General features: G+C 61.0%; 16 protein-coding genes. 7 read left to right on the top strand and 9 right to left on the bottom strand.

Annotated features, from left to right (window positions below; all coding sequences use genetic code 11):
• Together JZM60_RS09915 and JZM60_RS09910 are read right to left on the bottom strand one after the other, a co-directional pair.
• Positions 1–3,315 carry a site-specific DNA-methyltransferase gene (locus tag JZM60_RS09915; RefSeq protein ID WP_207162187.1) on the bottom strand — a complete coding sequence of 1,105 codons (3,315 nt, stop codon included), beginning with the start codon at positions 3,313–3,315 and terminating at the stop codon, positions 1–3.
• A gap of 127 nt (positions 3,316–3,442) precedes the next feature.
• Positions 3,443–5,041, bottom strand: coding sequence for a DUF445 family protein (locus JZM60_RS09910; protein WP_207162186.1), 1,599 nt, complete (start codon positions 5,039–5,041; stop codon positions 3,443–3,445).
• A gap of 347 nt (positions 5,042–5,388) precedes the next feature.
• Here JZM60_RS09910 and JZM60_RS09905 point away from each other — a divergent pair, with 347 nt between their 5' ends.
• Positions 5,389–6,339, top strand: coding sequence for an IS110 family RNA-guided transposase (locus tag JZM60_RS09905; protein WP_207162140.1), 951 nt, complete (start codon positions 5,389–5,391; stop codon positions 6,337–6,339).
• Between the two features lie 42 nt (positions 6,340–6,381).
• On the opposite strand, the gene recQ is transcribed toward JZM60_RS09905, so the two are convergent.
• Together recQ and JZM60_RS09895 are read right to left on the bottom strand one after the other, a co-directional pair.
• Positions 6,382–8,187: a DNA helicase RecQ gene (gene recQ, locus JZM60_RS09900; protein WP_207162185.1), complete on the bottom strand. Its 1,806-nt coding sequence runs from the start codon at positions 8,185–8,187 to the stop codon at positions 6,382–6,384.
• Positions 8,184–9,038 carry a formylglycine-generating enzyme family protein gene (locus JZM60_RS09895; protein WP_207162183.1) on the bottom strand — a complete coding sequence of 285 codons (855 nt, stop codon included), beginning with the start codon at positions 9,036–9,038 and terminating at the stop codon, positions 8,184–8,186. The genes recQ and JZM60_RS09895 overlap by 4 nt, the downstream gene beginning before the upstream one ends.
• A 246-nt stretch (positions 9,039–9,284) precedes the next feature.
• Here JZM60_RS09895 and JZM60_RS09890 point away from each other — a divergent pair, with 246 nt between their 5' ends.
• Genes JZM60_RS09890 through JZM60_RS09880 form a run of 3 tightly spaced genes read left to right on the top strand, consistent with a single transcriptional unit; the run spans position 9,285 to position 12,983 of the window.
• Positions 9,285–9,530, top strand: a complete 246-nt coding sequence (locus tag JZM60_RS09890; RefSeq protein ID WP_207162182.1) for a DUF4911 domain-containing protein — start codon at positions 9,285–9,287, stop codon at positions 9,528–9,530.
• The gene (locus tag JZM60_RS09885; protein ID WP_207162181.1) at positions 9,523–10,905 is read left to right on the top strand and encodes a TldD/PmbA family protein; all 1,383 of its coding nucleotides are present in this window, start codon (positions 9,523–9,525) and stop codon (positions 10,903–10,905) included. Before JZM60_RS09890 ends, JZM60_RS09885 begins: the two co-directional genes overlap by 8 nt.
• 53 nt (positions 10,906–10,958) lie before the next feature.
• Complete coding sequence (locus JZM60_RS09880; RefSeq protein ID WP_241426214.1) at positions 10,959–12,983, top strand: diguanylate cyclase; 2,025 nt, start codon at positions 10,959–10,961, stop codon at positions 12,981–12,983.
• Between the two features lie 64 nt (positions 12,984–13,047).
• Here the strand turns inward: JZM60_RS09880 and JZM60_RS09875 are convergent, their stop codons facing one another.
• The gene (locus JZM60_RS09875; RefSeq protein ID WP_207162176.1) at positions 13,048–13,563 is read right to left on the bottom strand and encodes a peptidylprolyl isomerase; all 516 of its coding nucleotides are present in this window, start codon (positions 13,561–13,563) and stop codon (positions 13,048–13,050) included.
• Between the two features lie 155 nt (positions 13,564–13,718).
• Between JZM60_RS09875 and JZM60_RS09870 the strand changes: the two genes are divergently transcribed.
• Entirely contained in the window at positions 13,719–14,390 is a 672-nt protein-coding gene (locus JZM60_RS09870; protein ID WP_207162174.1) for a peroxiredoxin, read from the top strand.
• A 161-nt stretch (positions 14,391–14,551) separates the two neighbouring features.
• Here the strand turns inward: JZM60_RS09870 and JZM60_RS09865 are convergent, their stop codons facing one another.
• The 4 genes from JZM60_RS09865 to JZM60_RS09850 all read right to left on the bottom strand — a co-directional run bounded on the left by JZM60_RS09865 (position 14,552) and on the right by JZM60_RS09850 (position 20,834).
• The gene (locus JZM60_RS09865; protein ID WP_207162172.1) at positions 14,552–16,588 is read right to left on the bottom strand and encodes an ATP-dependent helicase; all 2,037 of its coding nucleotides are present in this window, start codon (positions 16,586–16,588) and stop codon (positions 14,552–14,554) included.
• Between the two features lie 132 nt (positions 16,589–16,720).
• The gene (locus tag JZM60_RS09860) at positions 16,721–17,962 is read right to left on the bottom strand and encodes an SGNH/GDSL hydrolase family protein (protein WP_207162170.1); all 1,242 of its coding nucleotides are present in this window, start codon (positions 17,960–17,962) and stop codon (positions 16,721–16,723) included.
• A gap of 814 nt (positions 17,963–18,776) precedes the next feature.
• Complete coding sequence (ypfJ, locus tag JZM60_RS09855) at positions 18,777–19,631, bottom strand: KPN_02809 family neutral zinc metallopeptidase (protein WP_207162168.1); 855 nt, start codon at positions 19,629–19,631, stop codon at positions 18,777–18,779.
• Positions 19,632–19,643: 12 nt separating this feature from the next.
• A complete protein-coding gene (locus tag JZM60_RS09850; RefSeq protein ID WP_207162167.1) occupies positions 19,644–20,834 on the bottom strand; it encodes an OmpA family protein in 1,191 nt (396 codons plus the stop codon).
• A 268-nt stretch (positions 20,835–21,102) separates the two neighbouring features.
• Here JZM60_RS09850 and ligA point away from each other — a divergent pair, with 268 nt between their 5' ends.
• Both ligA and JZM60_RS09840 read left to right on the top strand, forming a co-directional pair.
• The gene (gene ligA / locus JZM60_RS09845; RefSeq protein WP_207162165.1) at positions 21,103–23,118 is read left to right on the top strand and encodes an NAD-dependent DNA ligase LigA; all 2,016 of its coding nucleotides are present in this window, start codon (positions 21,103–21,105) and stop codon (positions 23,116–23,118) included.
• The gene (locus JZM60_RS09840) at positions 23,115–23,393 is read left to right on the top strand and encodes an acylphosphatase (RefSeq protein ID WP_207162163.1); all 279 of its coding nucleotides are present in this window, start codon (positions 23,115–23,117) and stop codon (positions 23,391–23,393) included. Before ligA ends, JZM60_RS09840 begins: the two co-directional genes overlap by 4 nt.
• The last annotated feature ends 47 nt before the right edge of the window (positions 23,394–23,440 follow it).

Below are 23,440 nucleotides of genomic sequence, written 5' to 3'. Positions count from 1 at the left end.
TCACCCCTCCAGTGAAATAACCTTCAAACTCTCAATCCCCCGGTCATCCACGATCTTAACCGCCACCTTGCAGTTGTCACCCGCCTCGAAAGGGAGGGAAACGGTGCCGTGGAACCGGCTCAATAGCTCCTCGTTCAGTTCAGCCCGTATGTCCTTCTTGAGCTTCTGCCACCCTTCCCCCTTACCGGCCATGGGGAAGAAAACCTGGCGGGGAAACAGGGAGCGCTCGTCGTAGTCGGTGTCTAGGAGCCACAGCGCGATCTTCCCCTTACCGCCGGAGACCAGCTCTCCCTTGGCGGTGTCGAAGTAGTCGAAGCCGTGGACCTCCACTTGCCAGGTGCCGTCCGTGAGCTTGCGCACCTCCACATCCGGTTGGCCCATGAGCCAGAAGCTCTGGTTGCTGGAGCGGGCCTTTTTCAGGTCTTCGGTGAGGAGATCGGTGTTCATCTGGGCCTTCAGGGCCGTGATTCCCTTGAGCTGATCGATGTCCTTGGCCGCCTCGGGGTCAAAGGTGAAGGCGCAGAAGACGATCATTTTGGGGAGTGGGAAGAGTTCCCCCGCCTCCCGCAGGGCCAGTTCCACCTGGCGCTGTTCCAGGGCCGCGTGCTCGGGGCCGAAGGAAACCACCACACGCTCGCCGCTGTCCAGATGGCCGGAGGCGTGGAGGTAGCGGGTGCCGGGGAGCGTCTCCAGCTCGGCAAACTTCAGCATCTGCCCCCCCTTGCCCCGGATGCCGGTTTTCAGCAGCTCGTCGCGCCACTGGTGCTGGCGGGACGACTCGCCGGAGCGGGCGATGGTCACGTCCGCCTCCTGCTGCTGCCCGCCTTCATCAAGAGAGAGGACCGTGGGGAACGGCACCGCCTCCACCGTGAACGGCCCGGTGATGCGGAGCTTCTTTTTGTCCACCTGGGGCTGGTCGTAGAGGGTTTCCGGCTCAGCGCCGCGGGCAATGGAAAGATCCATCTGCTTCTGCATGGCAATCCGCGCCTTGTGGAAGGCGTCGAAGGGGGCGCGGGCAGCCTCGGGCCAGTCGGCGGGGAAATCGAAGGGGACGGCCCATTCCTGTAATGCCCCCTCTCCCCGGCCCTCTCCCACGAGGGGAGAGGGAGAAACCCTGCCCGTCGATGTTGTTATTGCCTCTTCTCCCTTGATGGAAGATTTAACTGCTTTCGCCCCCTCTCCCTTGATGGGAGAGGGCTGGGGAGAGGGTGAAAGCGCGGCGTTCAGCTCCCCCAGCGCCTTCTCGATGGCCGGGTGCATCCGCTCGTAGATCTCGTCGATTTCCTGGTTGTTGGCGATGGACTTGAGGGTGACGTGGGGAACAGTCTTGTAGATGAACCCCCCCTTGAGCCCCTCGTGGGGATAGCGGAGCTCAAAGTAGTCGAAGCTGGCGGTCACCAGCCGCTGCTTGGCCAGGGTCACAGCCACCCGGGAGGTGTCGCAGGTGATCCAGCGGCGCCCCCATTTCTCGGCCACGTAGGCGGTGGTGCCGGAACCGCAGGTGGGGTCCAGCACCAGGTCGCCGGGGTCGGTGGTCATGAGGAGGCAGCGTTCGATGACTTTGGTTGTGGTTTGGACAACATACACCTTTGGATCATTAAAACCGCCGCTCTGAGTGTCTAGCCAGACATTGTTATACGGTTTAGCAGGGTTAAACTTCCAATAGAGTTTAAATGCAACATCATTTCCTAGTCTGAATATATGACCACTGCGGGCTATGCGCGGCATATCTGTTTCCGGATCAACAGTCCAGTGACGATTCGGATTACACCAGAAATCAATTCCCTCGAAATTAAAGGGCTTAGGAGTAGAAGATGGACCGTCTGAATTCAATGGGCCATGTCTAAATACAAATGAGTCATTAGGTACTAAAGTTGGATCTTCCGACTCAGCTTTTGTCATGAAACGCATTTTCCCTGACGGTTCCTGCACTCGCCGATAATATGGGTCACGGGCAGGTGGAAGATCGCTGTCTTGCCTAAGATCACGATATTTTATTTTCTCAGCGTTTTTAGCGTACCAGACTACGTAATCTTCTATTAAAGAAAGCGTTTTCTTTGTGAAGCCGCCAGTTTTTTGTACAACAATTTGGCCAATACAATTGTCTACCCCAAACACCTCATCCATCAACTCCCGCACATGGTGCAGGTTCTCATCCGAAATCTGCACAAACACACTCCCCGACTCGGTCAGCAGTTCCCTGGCCAGCAGCAGCCGGTCCCGCAGGTAGGTCAGGTACGAATGAATCCCCAGCTCCCAAGTGTCCCGAAACGCCTTGATCATCTCCGGCTCCTGGGTCAGGTCCTCGTCTTTCCGGTCCTTCACGTCCCGCTTCCCCACGAAGGGCTGGAAGTTGGAGCCGTACTTGATCCCATACGGCGGGTCGATGTAAATCATCTGCACCTGCCCCGCCATCCCCTCCTTCTGCAGGAGCGAGTTCATCACCAGGAGCGAATCCCCTGCCACCAGCCGGTTGGCCCAGCCGCGGTCGTGGTGGTAGAAATCAATGGCGTCCCGCAGCGGCAGACTCTCGAAGGGGGCTTCGAAGAGGCCGGGTTGAATGCCACCCCCTCTCCCCTGCCCTCTCCCACCAGGGGAGAGGGAGTTCATTCTCTTGCGCACGGCGGAGAGAATGCTCATGGGATCCATCCGCTCGTGGACATGGAGCGAGACGGTATCCACCTCGAAGCTGGTCCGCTCGGCCTTGCCGGTCCAGTTCAGGTAGGGGGACTGGAGCCGCTTCAGCTCTTCCAGTGCCTGGCGCATGGCGGCCTCGTCGCCGGAGGCAAGAGCGTCGTCGATGAGCTTTTCGATAGAAGAACGGCCGCTGTCGAACTGGAGAACCGGATCGAGATGGGGATCGTAGGACCAGACAGTCCGGGGCTGGGCCGGGTCGGTGGCCGGGGTAACCACCCCCACTTCGGGGTTGTTCTTGCGCCGGTCCGGGTGGCGGTAGGAGATGATCTGGGCAGCATCGGCCAAAGAGGTGCGCTGTGGGGCGGACTTGTCCATCTTGCCAGCAGCCCGTGCCGCAGCGGCTTTGGACTCGGGAGGCGCCTGAACCTGAAGCTCGAATCCCTCCTGCCGGGGAGCCCGCCGCACGGAGCCACCGCGACCTTTCCCTTTTTCTAGGACACCATCGGCGATGAGCGCGTCGCGCAGGAGATCGAGCCGACCGTCATCGACCGAATGCCCTGCAGAGGCGGCCGCGGCGAAAAACTGCTCCCGCAGGGTCTGGTTGCCGATTCCAGTGCCGTCGGCAGGCACGAGGCTCAACAAGAGTTTGGTCAGTTCGGTCCGGTGGTCACACTCCATCAATTATTCCTCCCGACGACCTCACCATGGAGGTCCGACACCGTCAATCAATAACAAAAAATCAGTTTTCTAGTCGCACATTTCCCCGTGCGAGTCAAGGAAAGTGCCTGAATCGGCTGCTTTCCCCTCAGGAAAAAAACCGCGCAAGGAAAACATTCATAAATCCCATGACAAAGCCGAGCAGCGCGCCGAAGAGGTTGATGTAGACGAAGTGCTTCTTCATGATGGAAAGAAGGAGCTCCTCCACCTTGAGGATGTCGAGGGAGTTGACCTTTTCCTCCACCATGCCGGCCACGTCGAGGGCGTCGATGAGGGGGGGGACTTCCTTCTGGAGCAGTTCCTCCACCTGGGAATATACCGCTCCCTCCAGATCGCGCCGGGCATCGGCCGGGATGCGGGCCGAAAGGCGGCCCAGGGGGCGGCGGAAGAGCCATTCGTCCATGCGGGCGGCTATGAATCGCTCCATTCCGTCGCGGACCTCTGCGGTGCCGGCAAGGGCAATGATCCCGTCCACAAGGGATGCCCGGAGCCGTTTAGCCCCTTCGGCCGAAGCGAGGCGGTCGAAGAGGGGGCGGCCATTCCCCTCCAGGAGAAGGCGCCGTCCCTCACGTTCCGCCACGGCGAGAATCATTTCCGCCGTCCGGGGGTTGCGGACGAACCCGACGGCCCCCTTGCGGATAAGCTTCCGGGCGGCGGCCACCCTCTGGTACGGCACCCCTTCAAGGGTGGCGGCAAGGGGACGGTCCAGAAATCCATCAAGCCGCTGCCGGGCGAACCCCGCCACCATCTGCCGGGTTTTCTCCTCCCCGAGCCAGCGCTGGATCTCCTCCATAATGTTCCCGATGACCCCGGAAAAGAGGGAGTTGAGCTTGTCGGCGCTGAGGAGCCCCGCCATGAAACCCAGAGCCCCCTTCAGGGTGTGCAGGTATCCCTGGAACCCCTCCTGGAGCTTCCCTTCGAGCCCCGCGCGAAACTCCGGAGTCCGCAGGAGCGCCCCCACCTGATCGAGAAGCACTGGCACCGCAGCCTCCAGCTGGGCCGTCAGGAACTCAGCCCCATCGGCGGGAAGGAGCTCCCGCAGGGGGCGGTCCGACGAAAGGAATTCCTCAAGGGCGTCTTCCACGGCAGAGGCCACTCCCCTGCTCACCCCGCGGGACTGGAGAAGCGCCGCCAGCGCCTCCCCGGCACCGGAGCGCAACGCCTCGTACCCGTCGCCCGAAAGGAATCGTTCCAGCTGGCGGGGAAGAACCCGCTCCTCCAGGGTCGAAATGATGGCTTCCAATTCCCTCCGGAACGTTTCGTTCCCCGCCTGGCCGATGACGCCGGCCGCCACCTCGCGGCTCACCGACGCTGCCAGATCACGGAGCCAGCAATCCAGGCCGGCCGGGACTATGGAGCCCACGGCGCCCAGCTCCCGGTCGAGGATGCCGTCGAGCTTCTCCCCCACCGCCTCCCGCAACTCGCGGCGGAAGTTGTCGCGCTTCAGGGCGCGCCCCACATCCTCACCCGTCACCAGATGGGTCCCCACCATGCTGCCGATGGTTGTGGCGAACTCGTGGCGGCCCGCCGGGATGACCCCCGGCGTTAGGGGGACGCGGATGCCTAAAACGCGCCACGGCTTCAGGGGGCGGAACAGCATCCGGATGGCGATATCGTTGGTCACGTAGCCGATGACGGCCCCCACCACCGGCGGGGTTACGTAGGGAAGTATTGTTTGGAGGGTCATGTCAGGGAAAACCTTTCAACGGAATAAGAACAAGCTAAACACAGAGGCACTGAGACACAGAGAAAATCAAAAACATATCAAAACATTGTCATCCAGCAGCAAAACAAAGCACTAAAAACTGAGCAATAGACAGCCTTTCGTCTGATAAGCAAAAAAACTCTGTGCTCTCTGTGTCTTGTATGTTCAGTATCAAGCAGCTAGTTTTTCTGTGCCGGGCATGGCAGTTTGGTTGTGTCTAGGGCTTCAAGCCCGTCACAGAGCGTAAAGCGCCATGTCCTTTCTTCGCAGCCCGAACGGTTGCCCGGGCTTTATAGCCCGCATCTTCGCAAGAAAGGGACGGGGAAAAAATGGGACTGAACGAATCAGTTGTCGCAGGAGTTGACGTAAGCAAAGAGAATCTCGACGTATGCATACTCCCTCTGGGGATTACGAAGCGGTTCTCCAACGACGAAAGTGGTTGCACCGAGTTGGCGGAAGCTCTTCTCGCAGCAGCCCCAACACGGGTCATTTTCGAATCAACAGGCGGCCTGGAAATGCTAGCTGTCGGTATGCTTTCAGCGGCTTCGCTGCCCGTTGTTATCGTAAACCCGAGGCAGATCCGAGATTTTGCCAAAGCGTGTGGTCTTCTGGCCAAGACGGACAAGCTTGATGCAAAGGTCATAGCCTTGTTCGGCCAGAAGATCGAGCCGGAGATCAGACCTCTCAAAGACGAGGCGGCCCACGAACTCTCCGCTTTGATCTCACGCAGGCGCCAGCTCGTTGACATGCAGGCGGCAGAGAAAAACCGCCTCTCAGCCGCTCCAAAATCGGTGCGCGCGGGGATTGTGCGGCACATCGAATGGCTTGAGCAGCAAATTTGTTCTTTTGATGATGATATTTCCAAGTTCATCCAGTCCTCTGAGCTCTGGAAGGCAAAGGAGCAAATTCTGACCAGCATCAAGGGCGTCGGCCCTGTTACCGCTGCAACGCTGTTGGCAGCGCTGCCCGAATTGGGGACCGTCTCCCGGCACAAGATCAGCGCATTAGCAGGGTTGTGCCCATATAACCGGGACAGTGGTAAACACAAGGGCAAACGAGCCATATGGGGAGGCCGTGCAGCAGTCCGTACCGTTCTGTACATGGCAACACTTGCCGCCATACGATTTAACCCCATCATCAAGGCCTTCTATGACCGTCTAAGAACGGCCGGCAAAGTACATAAAGTAGCCATTACGGCTGCTATGAGGAAGCTTCTGGTCATCCTCAATGCCATGGTTAGAGACAACCGCTATTGGAACGGCAGTATAACTTCGGCTTGACAGAGAACACGGTTGCTCTGTGTTGAAAGCGCCTTTCAATGCTCATGAATTGTTCCGGATAACCTCAAGGAACGCCGCGCCGTAGCGCTCGAGCTTCTGCTGCCCCACGCCGTTCACCCGCAGGAGATCATCCATGGTTGCCGGGCGCAGTGAGGCCATCTCCACCAGGGTGGCGTCGCTGAAGATGACGTAGGGGGGAACGTGCTGCTCGTCGGCAAGGCGCTTGCGGAGCGCCCGTAGCTCCTGGAAGAGCCCTTCGTCCCCTTCGGCCAGGGATGCCGCCACTCCCTTGCGCTTGGGTTCCTTCTTCGCCGGGGCCACCTTCACCCTGGGCTTCGCCAGAACGAGATTCTCCTCCCCCCGCAGCAGCGGCCGGGCCGCCGAGGTAAGCTTCAGCACCGAGTAGTTGGCCAGATCCTGCTCCAGGTACCCCCGGTGAATCAACTGGCGGATGATGCTCCCCCACGCCTCGGCGGAGCGGTCGGCGCCGATGCCGTAGGTGGAGAGGCGATCGTGGCCCAACTGCTGGATCCGCTCGCTTTTCGAGCCCCGCAGCACGTCGATCACATGCCCCATGCCGAAGCGCTGCCCCACCCGGTAGACGCAGGAGAGGGCCTTGCGGGCATCCTCGGTGGCATCAAAGCTCTCGGGGGGATCGAGGCAGAGGTCGCAGTTGCCGCACCCCTCGGCCAGCCGCTCCCCGAAGTACCCCAGGAGCGCCTCCCGGCGGCAGGTTCCCGCCTCGGCGAACCCCACCATGGCGTTCAGCTTGTGGAGCTCGATCCGCACCTGCTCCGGGTTATTCCCCGACTCGATGAGGGCGCGGGAAACGGCAATATCACCATAGCCGAAGAGGAGGAGCGCCTCCGCCGGGAGCCCGTCCCGTCCGGCCCGGCCGGTCTCCTGATAGTAGCTCTCGATGTTCTTGGGGAGGTCGTAGTGGACCACGAACCGGACATTGGGCTTGTCGATCCCCATGCCGAAGGCAACGGTGGCCACCACCACCCGGATGTCGTCCCGCAGGAACGCCTCCTGGACCCGGCTCCGCTCCGCATCCGGCAGCCCCGCGTGGTAGGCGGCCGCCCCGATGCCGGCATCCCGCAGCTTGCCGGCCACCTCCTCCACCCGTTTGCGGGAGAGGGCGTAGACAATGCCCGCATCCTGGGGGCGATTGGCCAGGAACGCCATGAGCTGGTGAAAGGGCTTTTGCTTCTCGACAACGGTGTATTTGATATTCGGCCTGTCGAATCCGGTGACGTAGACCTGGGCATCCCGAAGGCCCAGCCGGTCGATGATGTCGCTTCGGGTCTGCACATCGGCGGTGGCGGTGAGGGCGATGACCGGCACGCCGGGAAAGAGTCCCCGCAGCCGCCCCAGCTCCACGTACTCCGGCCGGAAATCGTGCCCCCACTGGGAGACGCAGTGGGCCTCGTCAATGGCGAAGAGGGCCACGGGGATATCCCGGAGCCGCTCCAGGAAGGCTTCGGTCATGAGCCGTTCCGGGGCCACGTAGAGGAGGTCCATTTCCCCTGCGTGGAGTTTGGCCAGCACCTGCCGGGCCTCCCGCTCACCCATGGCGGAGTTGTAGGCGGCGGCCGCCACCCCGTTCTCGCGCAGGGTATCCACCTGGTCCTTCATGAGGGAGATGAGGGGAGAGACCACGATGCCGACGCCGGGACGATGAAGGGCCGGAATCTGGTAGCAGAGGGACTTCCCGCCCCCCGTCGGCATCAGTACGAAGGCATCTCCGCCGCCGACAAGGCGTGTGACGATCTCCTCCTGGAAGGGGCGGAACGAGCGGTAGCCGAAAACTGTCCGGAGGGTATCGAGGGGGGATTTCCCGTTCACCGTTCCCTCAGCACCCGGAACCCCAGGTAGACGTACCGGCCGTCGGAGGCGCCGCGCCCCCGGGCCGACGAGCGGATGTAGCGGGGCTTGCTCCCGAAGGAGCCCCCCCGCTGGACACGGCGGGTGTCCTCGCCGCCTAGCCACGGCGTGCCGTTGGCGGGAGCTCCGTCATAGCCGTCGTGCCACGTGTCGATGCACCACTCCCAGACGTTGCCCGCCGTGTCGAAGAGGCCATAGGGGTTGGCGGCGAAGGAGCCCACCGGCGCCGCCTTTTTCTTGTCCCATTTGCTGCCGCACCCCTTGCAGTTGGCCCGATTTTTCCCCGCGGTCCCCCCCCACCAGAAGGGGGTATCCTTGCCGCCGCGGGCCGCGAATTCCCACTCTGCCTCGCTGGGGAGGCGGTATTTCTGCCCCGTCTGGGCCGAAAGCCACTTTGTGTAGGCATCGGCATCGTCCCAGCTGACGTTCATGACCGGCATCCGTCCCCGGCCCCAGTCGCGGGAGAGGGGTCCGAACCAGCGCCGGCCGTCCTTGGGCTTTTCCCGGCCGGTGGCGCTGCAGAACCGATCGTACTCCTCGAAGGTAACCTCATATTTTCCCATGGAGAAGGCACGGGGAATGACAACCCAGTGAACCGGCTTCTCATCGGGGTCGCCGCCGCCGAAGATTGCCCCCATGCGGAACCTGCCGGAGGGAATGACCACCATCTCGGGGCCGGCGGAACCATCCTTCAAGCGGTCGCGAAAGACGGAGCGGGCCTGCCCCTTGTTGATTTCGGCAGCCGTTGCCGGCATGGCGAACAGGGACGCCGCAAGCGCAGCCCCCGCGGCCAAACGGTAGAGGTTAGTCATAACCTGGTTCTCCTTTGCGCAGAATTTAGATAGGAAAAACAGACGTCGGAGATAAGACCGACGGCATTTTACGCGGCCGGACGCGGCGAGGCAACGAAATTAACCCGCCAGGCGGCGCCAAGGGGAAGCAATAAACCGCCATTCCCTAAACATCAAAGATTACAGGACTTCCAGCGCTGTGGTTTTTATATTGTTTTTTAAGCACTTGCATGTTAAAAGATACAAATTGTCAATCTCGGGAGCACCATGTACCATCCCACTGAAATTACCCGCTATTTTCGCGTTGCACGCAATGAACTCGCCTACCTGAAGTTTATCGTGGAAGCTCACGAAGGGCTTGCCACCCTCAGTACGGCGGACAGGAAAACCAGCACCGTTTCCATCACGTATGACAGCCATTTCGCGGAAGACATTGATGCGCTTCTCAAATCGCTCGGCACCGAAATTGCTTTAAAAGAAGTGCCGAACATGGAGTTTCACAGCCATGCTTGACGGAATGAATCTTAGTGCAATCCTTCGCCGCGCCCTCTCAGGAGGCGGTGAATTCGCTGATATTTACTACGAGGAGGGGTCGAGCACCTCCATTGTCTGCGAAGATGGGAAAATTGAAAAAGTCCTCGCCGGCACCGATCGGGGCGTGGGGATCAGGGTAATCTCCGACCTGCGCACCGCCTACGCCTACACCAACGAAGTGACCGAAGCGGCGCTTCTGGCGCTGGCCGACACGGTGAGCAGGGCGGTAAAGGGGCAATCGTTCGACCGCGCCATCAACATGGGGACGAAACTCGTGGGGTCCGGTTTTCCCATCGAGATTCCGCCGGATGGCGTACCCCTTCAAGACAAAGTTGCGCTGGTAAACCGCGGCAACGCGGCGGCACGCGCCTTTGACCAAAGAATACGGCAAGTTACGGCCGTCTATCGCGACGGCGCCGTAAAAACCCAAGTCGCCAATTCGCGTGGCGATTTCACGGAGGCCATCCGTACCGGCACCCTCTTCCTGGCCCAGATTGTTGCCACGCAAGGGGACATCATCCAGACCGGGTACGAACCGGTCGGCAGGTTCATGGGGCATGAAATCTTCCGGGAGCGGAGCCCCGAGGAGGTGGCGCTGGCCGCGGCCCGGCGCGCCGTGATGATGCTTGATGCCCGCAAGGCGCCGGCCGGACTGATGCCGGTGGTCCTCTCCTCCGAAGCGGGGGGAACCATGGTTCACGAAGCCATCGGACACGGCCTCGAAGCGGATTTGGCCGGCAACGGCATGTCGGTCTACACCGGCAAGGTGGGTGAGCAGGTTGCTTCGCCCCTGGTGACGGTCATAGACGACGCCACCATTCCCAACGCGAGGGGCTCGTTCTCCTTCGACGATGAAGGGATACCGGCACAGCGGACCGTGCTTGTGGAAAACGGCATCCTCAAGGGGTACCTCTACGACCGGCTGTCCGCCATGAAAGACGGGTGCGCCTCCACCGGCAACGGCCGTCGGGAAGGGTACCATGCGAAGCCCATCGTCCGGATGACCAACACGCTGATCGCTCCGGGCGAAACACCGCCCGAGGAGATTGTCCGCGGAGTCGACCGGGGCCTTTTTGTCCGCAAGATGGGGGGCGGGCAGGTGAACACCGTGACGGGAGATTTCGTATTCGAAGTCTCCGAAGGCTACCTTATTGAAAACGGGTCTGCCGGCGAACCGGTCCGGGGCGCGACCCTCACCGGCAACGGCCCCGATGTACTGAAAAAGATTTTAAAGGTGGGGAGCGACCTGGGCTTCGGCATCGGCACCTGCGGCAAGGACGGCCAGGGAGTGCCGGTGTCGGACGCGCAGCCGACGCTGCTCATCGAGGAAATAACCGTGGGCGGAGCCGCCTGACCCTTAACGGAAAGACAACATTGCCGCATTCCGACCTGACAATAATCCAGCCTGTGGAACTTCTTGAGGTCCTCAAGTCGTACCCCTTCCTCGCGCCCTATCAGTTGACCTTCTGCGCCGAGCTCGAAGTGGGCATGCCGCGCTACCGGTCCCTCTTCGCCGTCTGCGACACCATTTCTCAGAGCGCGCTGTGCACCAAGACCTGCCAGGAAGCCGTGGAGGAAGCGGTCCAACGGGCCGTGGCCCAAAACAGGGCAATAATCTTCCGCTGCCATGCCGGGCTTCTCAATTTTGCCGTTCCGCTCCGGGGGGGAAACATCCCCTTCACCTGCCTCATCGGCGGCGGAATGCGGGACAAGGATATCGCCCTGGATCAGATGGTAGCCCTCGCCCTGGCCGACAACGGGGATGCCGTGGCATTGCGGGAAGAACTGGAAGCGCTTCCCGCCGGCAGCGAGGATGAAGTGGCCGAAGTGGCCGGTAGAGTACAGGAGCTCCTCCCTTCCCTGCTGGGCAAAAACATCCACAGCCTGATTTTAGAGAAAACGATGCGGAGGCTTGCCTCCATTACCGGGGTTTCAAGCGGCATCGACGCGGCCGGGAGCGCCGACGAGGTTTTGGGACTGCTTAGCGAGACCTTCGGCATTCTCTTCGACATCGGCCGGATCGCCGTCCTCGCCCCGGAGGGGAGCAACTCCTTCGCCATGAAAGGGCTATGGGGGATGGACCCCGACCTGGGCACCATCCCCAAGGCAAAGGCACTGACAATTCTCCCCCGCACCAAGGAGACAAACGTCGTCACCCTCGACGAAGAGTGCCGGTCGCTCTTCCCTGACACCGGCGCCAATCAGGCAACCTGCGTACGCTTTGCCTCCAACGGCGAACTCCTCGGCATCATGATCCTCTTTGACGCCAACCTCCCCCGACGGGACAAACTGCTCATCCAGCTCATTACCGAGCGGGCTTCGGCAAAGCTCCTGCACTTGAGGGAAGAGGCAAAACACACCGCCGACAATGCCCAGGCGGCCAAATTGATGTCCATGTTCACCACCCTCTCCCGGGCAGCCTCCAAGGAGGAGCTCAACGACTCGATCCTTACCATGGCCGCCGATCTGGTGGATGCCTCCTGCGGTTCCCTCATGTTCATCGACGAAAACGGCGAGAACCTGAAAATCGAGGCGGCTCTCGGCATGAACATGCAACTGGCCAAAAGCATGGCGGTCCAGGTGGGAAGCGGCATTGCCGGCAAGGTGGCTGCCGGCGGCCACCCGCTGCTCGTGAACGACATCGAGAAAGACAAGCGAGTCGGCATACCCAACCGCCCCCGCTTCAAGACGAAATCGTTCGTCAGCATCCCCATAAAGCTCCGGGAAGAAACCATCGGCGTCCTGAACCTTTCGGACAAAAAGAATCAGGGGATCTTCACCGAGGCCGACCTGAACCTCCTGATTACCTTTGCCGACCATGCCTCCATCATGATCGAACGGTCGCTCTCCATCGAGCGGGCCGATTTCCTGGAGCAACTCTCCATTACCGACCCCCTTACCGGCCTCTACAACCGCCGCTTCCTCAAGCGCCGCATGGAAGAGGAACTGGCCCGGAGCATCCGCCAGAATCTCTCCCTCACCGTCATGATGATCGACCTGGACAATTTCAAGATATACAACGATCTCTGCGGTCACCTGACCGGCGACCGGGCACTAAAGAAAATGGCGAGAATCCTCTCGGATGCCGCCCGGCAAATGGACGTGGTAACCCGTTACGGCGGCGAGGAATTCTGCATCATCCTGCCGGGGACATCCAAGAAAGAGTCGATTTTCGTGGCCGAGCGTATGAGGCGCGAAATCGAAGGGGAAGAATTCCCCCACGAAGAGAACCTCCCCCTGGGGCGCCTCACCGCCAGTGTTGGCGTGGCCTCCTACCCCGAGGACGGCGCCACCGAAGCGGTGCTCCTCAAGGCGGCCGACGTGGCTCTTTACCGGGCGAAATCGGAAGGACGGAACCGGGTGGTCATCGCCAACCCCGGCACCGAAGAAGAGTTGAGCTCCCGCCTGAAATCAGTTACCGGCACCCCATAAAAAAGGCCGCCCGCAAACACGGACGGCCTTTTCAGTTAATCCCGGGAAAAATCGGTTTATTTAACTACTCCGCCACGGAAGCCCTGGTGATGAACACCGGCTCCACGGGCACGTCGGAGTGGCCGGCCTTGTTGCCGGTCTTCACCTGGGCGATGGCATCCACCACTTCCATCCCCTCAACGACCTGGCCGAAAACGGCGTAACCGAACATATCCGGTGTCTTCCCCTTGTGATCGAGGAACGCATTGTCAACCAGGTTGATGAAGAACTGGGAAGTGGCGCTATCCACCACTGCGGTCCGGGCCATGGCCAAGGTCCCCCTGTTGTTCTTGAGTCCATTGGTCGCCTCGTTCTTTATGGCAAACTTGTTCTTCCTGGTCTGCATATTCTCGTCGAGCCCACCACCCTGGATCATGAAATTCTTGATGACCCGGTGGAAAATGAGACCGTCATAGAATCCGTCATTCACGTAGGAGAGGAAGTTGCGGACGGTAATCGGAGCCTTGTCCTTGAACAGCTCGATGGTAATGCTTCCCTGGGATGTCTCGATGACGACGCGGGGGTTGGTTTCTTCACCCATTGCGTACTCCTTTCTTGATGAAAAATCGTTCTTTTGTATCACAAAATCCATGACAGGAGAACCGTTTTATTAATCAGGCCGACAACTTGCAACCCTAAGGAGACTGGGATATCATTAGAAACGGTTTGCTCACCACACCACCAGGAGGTTACTCAATGAAACGCATATCAGCACTTCTCGCAGCCGCCATCGCAACCGGAATCCTTGTCGGCACAGCATTCGCCAATCCCGAAAAAAACGATGAAATGACCAAGGCTACAGAGCTCATGGCTCAGCACCACAAGGGAATGATCCTGCCCATTTCCGAAGTTGCCAAGGTTGGCGAACCGGCCCCCGCCTTCACCCTTGATGCGGTTGTTGACAAGGAATTCAAGAAAGTGAGCCTCGCCGACCACCGGGGCAAGTGGGTGGTCCTCTTCTTCTACCCGGCCGACTTCACCCATGTCTGCCCCACCGAGATCACCGGCTTCAACAAGGCCATCGACCGGTTCACGGAACTGAACGCCCAGATCCTCGGCGCCTCCGTGGACAGCAAGTACTCCCACCTGGCCTGGATCAAGCGGGGGGATCTGGGAGACCTGAAGTATCCCCTGCTTGCCGACAACAAGAAGGAGGCCACAGCCCGCTACGGCATCCTCGACGAGAAGGAAGGCGTCGCCCTGCGGGGACTCTTCATCATCGACCCCAACGGCGTCCTCCAGTATCAGGTAGTGAACAACCTCTCGGTGGGAAGGAGCGTGGATGAGACCCTCCGGGTGCTGGAAGCGCTCCAGACCGGCGAGCTCTGCCCCCTGGGGTGGAAGCCGGGGCAAAAGACGATTAAATAACTCCTCAAAGCGTTTCACCACAGAGGCACAGAGACACAGAGAGAACAAGTAAAGCCTTGCAAAAACAAGAGGAACCCTTTTCGGGTTAACTCGACTGTCTTGGTACTTATTGAAAAAACTCTGTGCTCTCTGTGTCTCTGTGTTTAATCTGACGTTTCAGATTACCCCAGCTTCTCCCGCATCCGGGCGAAGAAATCCTGGGCCATGGCCTCCTGCTCATCCTCGGTTACGGCCTTCTTCACCATACCCTCGTGGACCTGAACGAGCCGCTCCGGTATCTCCTCCAGAAACCGGCTCGGCTGCCGCTCCAGGAGCTTGCCATACTTTTTCCGGTGGAGGCAACGGGTAATGGTCAGATGCCTCCGGGCCCGGGTGATACCCACGTAGCAAAGTCTCCGCTCCTCGTCGATCGACATCCCCTCCTCCACCGACTTCTTGTGGGGGAGAATCTCCTCCTCGAACCCCACCAGAAAGACGAAGGGAAACTCCAACCCCTTGCTGGAGTGGAGCGACATTAGCGTCACGGCGTCCTTGCCGTGCTCTTTCTTGTCCTTGCCGCTGAAGCGGTCCTCGTCCATGAGCGACACCTTCTCCAGGAACCCCGAGAGGGTCGCCCCCGGAATCCGCTCCTCGTAACCCGCCATGGAGTTGATGATCTGCTCCACGTTCTCCACCTTGCGCCGGGCCGTGGCCGGCTCCTCGATGGTCCGGTAGAGCTCCTCCTCAAGGCCGATCCGGTCGTAGAAACCCTTCACCCGCGCCGCCAGGTTGCCGGGACGGCGAAATTCTTCGGCCGCGCCGGTGATGAGCCGGTGAAAGGCCAGAACCTTCTCCCGCAGCGCCTCGGTAATCCCCTCGATCTCCCCCACCCGCCCCATGGCCTCCAGGAGCGGGCATTGGTGCTCCAGGGACCACTGGTTGATCTTCACCACGGTCCCGTCGCCGATCCCCCGGCGGGGAAAGTTCACCACCCGCAGGAGCGCCTGCTCATCCAGGGGGTTGTCGATCACCTTCAGGTACGAGAGGGCGTCCTTCACCTCCTTGCGCTCGTAGAACTGCATCCCCCCCACCAGCACGTAGGGAATGTCCTCGAAGCGGAGTTGCTCTTCGAAGGCCCGGCTCTGGGAATTGGTGCGGTAGAGGATGGCGAAGTCGCCGAAGGAGAGGTTGTGCTGGTAGCGCTCCATCTGGAGCCGCTCCACCACCAGGGTCGCCTCCTCCTCGTCGTCCTGGGCGATGACCATGTCGATGGGGCGCCCCTCCCCCACGTCGGTCCAGAGACGCTTTTCCTTCCGCTTCGCGTTGTTCTTGATGACCTGGTTCGCCGCCTCCAGGATCGTACCGGTGGAGCGGTAGTTCTGCTCCAGCTTCACCACCCGGCAGCCTGGGTAGTCCCGCTCGAAGTCGAGGATGTTCCCCACGTCGGCCCCCCGCCAGCCGTAGATGGACTGGTCGTCGTCCCCCACCACGCAGAGGTTGCGGTACTTCTTCGCCAGGAGGGAAATGAAGAGGTACTGGGAGGCATTGGTGTCCTGGTACTCGTCCACCATGATGTAGCGGAACCGCTCCTGCCAATGGTCGAGCACCTCCGGGTAGTCCTGGAGGAGCCGCACCGTCAGCATGATGATGTCGTCAAAGTCGATGGCGTTGCAGGCGTGGAGGAGCGCCTGGTAGCGGGGGTAGACGTCGCAGGCGAGAAGCTCGTCGGGATCGTTATAGCGGGGGACGGCCCGGTCCGGCGGAATGAGCCCGTTTTTCCAGCCGGAGATCCGCCAGAGGAGCGTCTCGGCGTCGAACTTCTTCCCGTCGGCGTTCACCTCCCGCATGGCCTGACGGATGAGGCCGATCTGATCCGAGGTGGTGTAGATGGAGAAATTCTTCTTGTATCCGAGCCGCTCGATGTCCCGGCGCAGGATTCGGACCCCCAGGGAATGAAAGGTGGAGATGACCATCCCCTTGGCCTTGCCGCGCCCCACCAGCTCCCGGACCCGCTCCTTCATCTCGCCTGCCGCCTTGTTGGTGAAGGTGACCGCCAGGATGTTATCGGCCTTCACCTTCCTGTCCAGAAGGAGGTGGCCGATCCGGTAGGTGATGACCCGGGTCTTGCCGGAGCCGGCGCCGGCCAGGACGAGCAGCGGCCCTTCCGTATGCTCCGCGGCGGCCCGCTGGGGAGGGTTGAGGGTGGAGAGGTCAATCATGGTAATCCTCGAAAACGGTTAATCGGTGTTCCAGACGCACGACAGCCGGGCGGTCGGGCCCGGCTGTCATCATTGATAGCAGAGGTGTCGGGAGAAATGCAAGAGAGCGATTACCGTGCCAAAGGCAGGCTGCTACGATCTCTCCATGGCCTCCACCAACTCGGTGATCTGCCGCGCCCGCGCCAGCAGCGCATCGGCCTCCTCTGCGGGAATCAGAATCCCGCGCAACGCCTCCACCTTCACGGTAAAGGCGTGGAGGAGCACCAGGACGGCGCCGTCATTCTGCTCTTTTCCGTCCGCAAGCAAGTTCCTCGCGTTGGCAATCACCGTCCGGAGCGAATCAGCTTCGCTCCGGTCCAAATCCATACTCCCCACTTCACGGGCAAAGTCGCGCAATAGGCCGTTCGCAAGGGCGGCCAGCATCCGTTCGGCCAGGAGGGCATGGACGGTGGTGGTAGGATGTTCATAGTCCCAGAAGAGATAGGTCTCCGGCGTGGAGCAGACCGTGTCGTTCGGCCGCGCTGGGTCCACAAACCCCGTATAGCAGGGAGCAGTCACGTTGGTCAGTCCATAGGCTGCCGGATTGTTCGCCATTTTCCGTACTAGGGAAAATGTATCGAAGCGGATGATGTTCACGCCGTTAAACTGCATCAACATCTCGTCAAGAGCCGTGTTGTAGCGGACCGAAAGGGCGGTGGCGGTATCGGACACCAGGGTCGAATCGGCCGGCATTCCCGGCAGGGGATCCATGCCGGCTACGTGGGGAACAAGCCCCATATCCGGCACGTTGGGAACGAGAATATCCCGCGCCCCGGCGGCCACGTAAGCCTCTATGATCTCTTCCGCCCCCTGGACCACCCCGTCGACGGCGGCGCCGGCCGCATCAAAACCGGATACCAGGGCAAAGCCGATCAGGTCCGCCAAATCGTTGCTGCCGGAAAAGAGCACATACAGTCCACGGGGATCATTAACCCCGTCGGCGGCAAAGGCCTGCCGTTCAAGATCGAGGGTCCAGGGATAGAGGCCCGGGAGAAAACCACCCTCCGTGGGGGGATTTTCGACAACATTGTACTCGGTCCGGGCTCCCCCATAGGCATAGTTGGTGCCCCCAATCGCCGTTGCGGCGAGGCCGAGCCCCATCCTCTCCGCCAGGAACCCCGCACAAACCTCTCCATTGGAAAAGCGTCCCTGGTAGTAATGGTCAGCGGCAGGGAGCCCCAAGCCGGTCAGGGTCTCCGTAGCATTAAAGAGATTCCCCTGGTCGGAAAGGCTGTCGCCGATCACGTACATGGCAGTGAAAGGCTTCGCCGTTGCATCGTGCGGGATGAACAGCGACAGCATGAACCCCAGCACGACAAGGTGCGTCAGTTGCATAACTCCTCCTTCCGCAGGGGAGCATGGGTTCCCCCATCACGCCCCGGTACGCCGTGTAACCACACAAAAGAGCCGGTGAATCGATAGTGCCAATCTGCTTTTTACCCTTCCTCCTTTCGCATTTTTTTAGCCATCCTCACGGGGATGGTTTCGTAACGTGCCATTTCCATCCGGACAAGGAAGGCTGCACGCCGGCTCGATCACGCGATTAGACGGTGCCGCACGGATCGCAACGCAGCTCATTGCTGATGATGGCAATAAAGAGGGGGCATTAAAAAGCAGGCGGTTCGAAAGGGAGGGGGGATAGAGATCGGTGAAGCCGCATTGTCAGCACGAGGAGTGACGGAGCTAAATAAGTGCCGTCAGACTAACAGCCATCCATGGCAAACCCCTATGCAATTAACACCAGCTAATGCAAAATCCAGGCCTCAACGTAACAGGGCGATTTACCGTTCCTTGAACACTGGAATCTCAGCAAACTGTAAACAAACGACAACACAGCATCAATATACTTGTAATAATATTCGACAGTTACAAAGACATGTCAAATTTATCACAAATCATGGTGAGAAATGCGAAACAAAAATGACAGCGTCTGACCTTCATATACCATCGTGTGTTTGCCGGCCAGAACCACGCCCCCCCCCGGCATGTTCAGCGGCGAACCGCTGGTGAGGTGTGAGAAAACGGTTAATCGGTGCTCCAGACACACGACAGCCGGGCCGTCGGGCCCGGCTGTGTATATTGATAGTAGAGGGGTCGAGGAAAACGCAAGAGAGTGATTACCATGCCAAGGACAAGGCACTATCGACAATTACAACGTTCCGGCCCCAAAAGTATTGCACGCCCCGAAGCTGCCGTTGTCGAGGCCGGTCGAGAACCAGCGGACCCGCTGCTCGGAGCTGCCATGGGTGAAGCTTTCGGGTACGACGTACCCCTGGGCCTGCTGCTGGAGGCGGTCATCGCCGATGCTGGTTGCCGCCTGGAGTGCCTCCTCCACGTCACCGGTTTCGAGAACCTGCCGGCTCCGGTTGGCATGATGGGCCCAGATACCAGCCAGACAGTCGGCCTGAAGCTCAAGCCGCACCGAGAGCTGGTTCGCCTCGGCCTTGCCGGCCCGCTGTTGAAGGTTGTGCACCTTCTCGGATATACCAAGAAGCGACTGCACGTGATGCCCCACCTCATGGGCGATGACGTAAGCCTGGGCAAAATCCCCCGGCGCCTGGTGGCGCTCCTTCAGGTCCCGGTAGAAACTGAGATCGATGTAGACCTTCTGGTCCATGGGGCAGTAGAAGGGGCCCATGGCGGCCTGGGCATAGCCGCAGGCCGACTCCACGGCACCTGTGAAGAGGACCAGCTTCGGCTCCTGGTAGTTCTTGTTGTTTTTTTTGAATATCTCGTGCCAGGTATCCTCGGTGTCCGCCAAGACCACCGAGACGAACTGGGCCAGCTCGTCGTTGGCGGGAGGCTTTCCGGCCTGTTCCGTCTGGGTCGGCGCCGTAAGGGGAGAGCCCCCCTGCTGCAGCACCACCGACGGGTCGATGCCGAAATACATGGCGACCAGCGCGAGGATGATCGTGCCGATGCCGCCACCCACAACCTTCCGTCCCACCGTCATCCCCCGGCGGTCTTCCACGTTATCGCTTCTTCGCCCGTCACTCCATCGCATAGTGCATCACCCTTATTTCTTCGTCACCCGGACGTCGATCCTTCTGTTCTGCTGCCGACCATCCTCCGTGGCGTTGTCGGCAACGGGATGCTCCTCACCGTACCCTTCGGATTCGAGACGGGCTGGATCGGTTCCGAGCTTCACCAGTTCCTGCATGGTGTTGGCGGCACGGTCCCTGGAGAGCTTCAGGTTCGCCTGGGGGTCACCCACATTATCGGTGTAGCCGCCGACCTTGATGGCCACCTGCGGGTAAGCCTTGAGAATAGCAGCAATATTGCCGAGCTGCTCCTGGGACGAGGGCTTCAGCGCGGCGCTGCCGGTCTCGAACTGGAGCCGGTCGAAGGTGAACCACGTAGTCCGGTCAACGACTCTTCCAGCATCCTGAATGAAGGCCAGGAGCTTCCGCTCGATGCCGAATTCGGGGATGTTCAGGGTGACGCCGTCGGGAAGCGTCACGTCACCGAATGCCCCCAGTTTCGGGTCGATCTTGACGGCCGGCATCTCCGCCGCCGGAGGCTGGACCGACGGAGCCTTCATGGAGCAACGCTGGGGCAGAGTGTACATGACGAAGGCTACGGCAATACCTGCCAGAATCCAGACAACCTTGGACATGGGGCCGGAGAATAGCGCGGCCGGAACGGCACCGCCCCCCAGCCCGGAAAAGCCGGAGAGGCCCAAGAGGCCCGCCAGACCCGCCGGGGCGGCCTGCTGGAGGAACGTCCCCTGGCCGGCAAGAAGCCCCGAGAGCCCCACCGGCCCCAAGTCCTTCTCCTCGGCCTCCCTGCCGATAAGCCCAATGACGAAGGGGGCCAGGAGGCCGAGCAGCGACCGGGCGCCCCCCTTTCCCATGCCGCTCAGGGACGAGAGCCAGTCAGCGACCCCGCCTGCCTTGTCGCCGAGGATCGTCCCCACAAGGGCGGTGCCTTTTTCCAGGAGCCCTTTGGTCGCTTCGCCCCCTGCCAGAGATGCCCCCATCCCCGTCAGGGTGTTCTCCCCGAACCCGCCGGAGCGGACGAGATCGAGAAGTTGCGCGGCGCCCCCCATGGTTGTCCCCTTTGAGGCCACACCACCCACCAGCGCCGCAAGTGCCGCCGGCACCCCCTTCTGGACGGCCGTCGTCCCCTCTCCGAGAAACTGGCCGATCTGACCGGCAATATCGCCGGTAAACATACCGTTTAGCTGCTCCATAAGGTTCGTCGCCATGGCTGCCTCCTTTGACGTGGCATTGATGCTTTCTTCCCTGTTCGCACCTGTTTCCGACACACAATGCATTAAAACACAGTCAATGCAACATTCAATCCTTTCGCGGATTTAGCTAAAAACAGGACCCTTGCGCCCTTGTTCTCCACCAGATACCGGCGTTTGTAGCCAATCCCAACAGCGGATGTAAACCGGCCCGACAAATTGCCATGACCCCTGTGCTATGCTATAAGCACTCGGGCAATATTGATTACTAATCACGGAGATTTTCATGGACAAGCCCGCCGCCGTGCGGCGCATCGCCGAGCTTCGCGCCGAAATAAGGCGCCACGACCACCTCTACTACGTCCTCGACCGCCCGGAACTCACCGACGCGGAATACGACCTTATCTATCGCGAACTGGTTAAGCTGGAGGCGGAATTCCCCGACCTCGTCACCACCGACTCCCCCACCCAGCGGGTGGGCGGGGCGCCCCTGGACAAGTTCGAGCAGGTAACCCACCGCATCCCCATGCTCTCCCTGGAGAATGCCTTCACCGACGGCGACATCGCCGAGTTCGACGACCGGGTGAAGCGCTTTCTCGGGCTTTCGGGAGCAGAGGAAATCTCCTATGTCTGCGAACCGAAGCTGGACGGGCTCGCGGTGGAACTGATCTACGAGAACGGCACACTCACCGTGGGCTCCACAAGGGGCGACGGGGTCGTGGGGGAAAACGTCACCCAGAACCTGAAAACCGTAAAGAGCATCCCCCTGCGGCTCGAAGGGGACAATCCTCCGGAGCTCCTGGAGGTGCGGGGCGAGGTATTTCTCCCCCTGGCGGCCTTCCAGAGGCTGAACGCCCAGCGGGAGGAGGAGGGTGAGCCCCCCTTCGCCAACCCCCGCAATGCGGCGGCGGGCTCCCTCCGGCAACTGGACTCGCGCATCACGGCCCGGCGCCCCCTCGCCATGTTCTGCTACGCGCCGGGAGAGCTTCGGGGCGTCGATTTCGATAGTCAATGGGAGTTCCTCTCCGCCCTCCGGCAGCAAGGTCTGCCGGTAACCTCACTGACCCGGCAGGTGACGGGGGTTGCCGGGGTCCTCGCCTACTACCGCGAGATGACCGAACAGCGCGACACCCTCCCCTTCGAGATCGACGGTGTCGTGGTGAAGGTGGACTCCTTCCCTCTCCAGCGGGAGCTGGGTGAAAAGAGCCGCTCCCCCCGCTGGGCCGTGGCGGTGAAGTTCCCCCCCCGCCAGGCGGTGACGGTCATTGAGGATGTCGTCCCCTCCGTGGGGCGCACCGGGGTCATCACCCCCACGGCGAACCTGCGCCCCGTGGAGGTCTCCGGCGTCACGGTCTCCCGGGCCACCCTCCACAACTGGGAGGAGATGGAGCGCAAGGACATCCGCATCGGCGACACGGTGGTGATCGAGCGGGCCGGCGACGTGATCCCGGCGGTGGTGCGGGTGCTCACCGAGAAGCGCACGGGGAGCGAGCGGTTCCTCCCCATTCCCGCCGCCTGCCCCGAGTGCGGCTCCGAGGTGGTGAAAATCCCCGACGAGGTGGCGGTCCGCTGCATGGGGCTCTCCTGCCCGGCCCAGATCCGGGAGTCCATCATCCACTTCGCCTCCCGCAACGCCATGGACATGGAGGGGCTCGGCGAAAAGTACATCGAGCAGCTCCTGCGGCTGGGGCTCGTGGGGAACGTGGCCGACCTCTACATCCTCGGCAGGGATGACTTCATGAAGTTCGACCGGATGGGGGACAAGCTGGCGGAAAACCTCCTGAACGCCATCGAGGCCAGCAAGAAACGGGAACTCTCCCGCTTCATCTTCGCCCTCGGCATCCGCCACGTGGGGGAGCACACCGCTAAGCTCCTGGCCACGGCCTTCGGGAGCATCGACAACCTGGCCCGGGCCACGGACGAAGAACTCCTCTCCATCCGGGAGATCGGCCCCCAGGTGGCCCGGAGCATCACCACCTTTTTCCACAACGAGGGGAACCGGGAGGCCATCCGGCGGATGATTGCGGCCGGGGTGGAGCCGACGGTTGAAGAAAAAAAGGTGGGGGGGAAGTTCACGGGGAAGACCTTCGTCTTCACCGGGGCCCTCACCCGCTTCAGCCGGAGCGAGGCCCAGAAGATGGTGGAGAACGAGGGGGGCCACGCGGCCGGATCGGTGTCGAAAAAGACCGACTTCGTGGTGGCCGGGGCCGAGGCGGGGAGCAAGCTGGAGAAGGCCCGTCAGCTTGGGGTGACGGTCCTCACGGAAGATCAGTTCCTGGAAATGATGGGGGGAGAACAATGACGAAAATTCGCGCCATCGTCACCGTCAAGGGGCTCGTGCAGGGGGTCGCCTTCCGCCACCACACGGTCCAGCAGGCACTGCGTCTCGGGGTCACGGGGTGGGTGAGAAATCTCCACAACGGCGATGTCCAGGGGTGCTTCGAGGGGGAGGAGCCCGGCGTCCAGGCCCTCGTGCAGTGGTGCCACCACGGCCCCTCCCGCGCCAGGGTCGACCGGGTGATCGTGGAACGGGAGGAATTCCGGGGAGAATTCAGCGGGTTCGACGTGCGGTACTGACGGAGGTGGGCAAGCCCTCTGACGGCAGGCTCCATCACCTTTTTATT

The sequence above is a fragment of the Geobacter benzoatilyticus genome (assembly GCF_017338855.1).
Classification (GTDB): domain Bacteria; phylum Desulfobacterota; class Desulfuromonadia; order Geobacterales; family Geobacteraceae; genus Geobacter; species Geobacter benzoatilyticus.
This window is presented reverse-complemented; position numbering and strand designations above follow the sequence as displayed.

Coding starts and splice junctions, on each gene's coding strand:
- JZM60_RS09870 (WP_207162174.1), top strand. CDS start 13,719: ATGAAACGCATATCAGCACTTCTCGCAGCCGCCATCGCAACCGGAATC.
- JZM60_RS09885 (WP_207162181.1), top strand. CDS start 9,523: ATGCTTGACGGAATGAATCTTAGTGCAATCCTTCGCCGCGCCCTCTCA.
- JZM60_RS09905 (WP_207162140.1), top strand. CDS start 5,389: ATGGGACTGAACGAATCAGTTGTCGCAGGAGTTGACGTAAGCAAAGAG.
- JZM60_RS09875 (WP_207162176.1), bottom strand. CDS start 13,563: ATGGGTGAAGAAACCAACCCCCGCGTCGTCATCGAGACATCCCAGGGA.
- JZM60_RS09895 (WP_207162183.1), bottom strand. CDS start 9,038: ATGACTAACCTCTACCGTTTGGCCGCGGGGGCTGCGCTTGCGGCGTCC.
- ypfJ (WP_207162168.1), bottom strand. CDS start 19,631: ATGCGATGGAGTGACGGGCGAAGAAGCGATAACGTGGAAGACCGCCGG.
- JZM60_RS09850 (WP_207162167.1), bottom strand. CDS start 20,834: ATGGCGACGAACCTTATGGAGCAGCTAAACGGTATGTTTACCGGCGAT.
- JZM60_RS09840 (WP_207162163.1), top strand. CDS start 23,115: ATGACGAAAATTCGCGCCATCGTCACCGTCAAGGGGCTCGTGCAGGGG.
- JZM60_RS09890 (WP_207162182.1), top strand. CDS start 9,285: ATGTACCATCCCACTGAAATTACCCGCTATTTTCGCGTTGCACGCAAT.
- JZM60_RS09865 (WP_207162172.1), bottom strand. CDS start 16,588: ATGATTGACCTCTCCACCCTCAACCCTCCCCAGCGGGCCGCCGCGGAG.
- JZM60_RS09910 (WP_207162186.1), bottom strand. CDS start 5,041: ATGACCCTCCAAACAATACTTCCCTACGTAACCCCGCCGGTGGTGGGG.
- JZM60_RS09860 (WP_207162170.1), bottom strand. CDS start 17,962: ATGCAACTGACGCACCTTGTCGTGCTGGGGTTCATGCTGTCGCTGTTC.
- JZM60_RS09915 (WP_207162187.1), bottom strand. CDS start 3,315: ATGGAGTGTGACCACCGGACCGAACTGACCAAACTCTTGTTGAGCCTC.
- ligA (WP_207162165.1), top strand. CDS start 21,103: ATGGACAAGCCCGCCGCCGTGCGGCGCATCGCCGAGCTTCGCGCCGAA.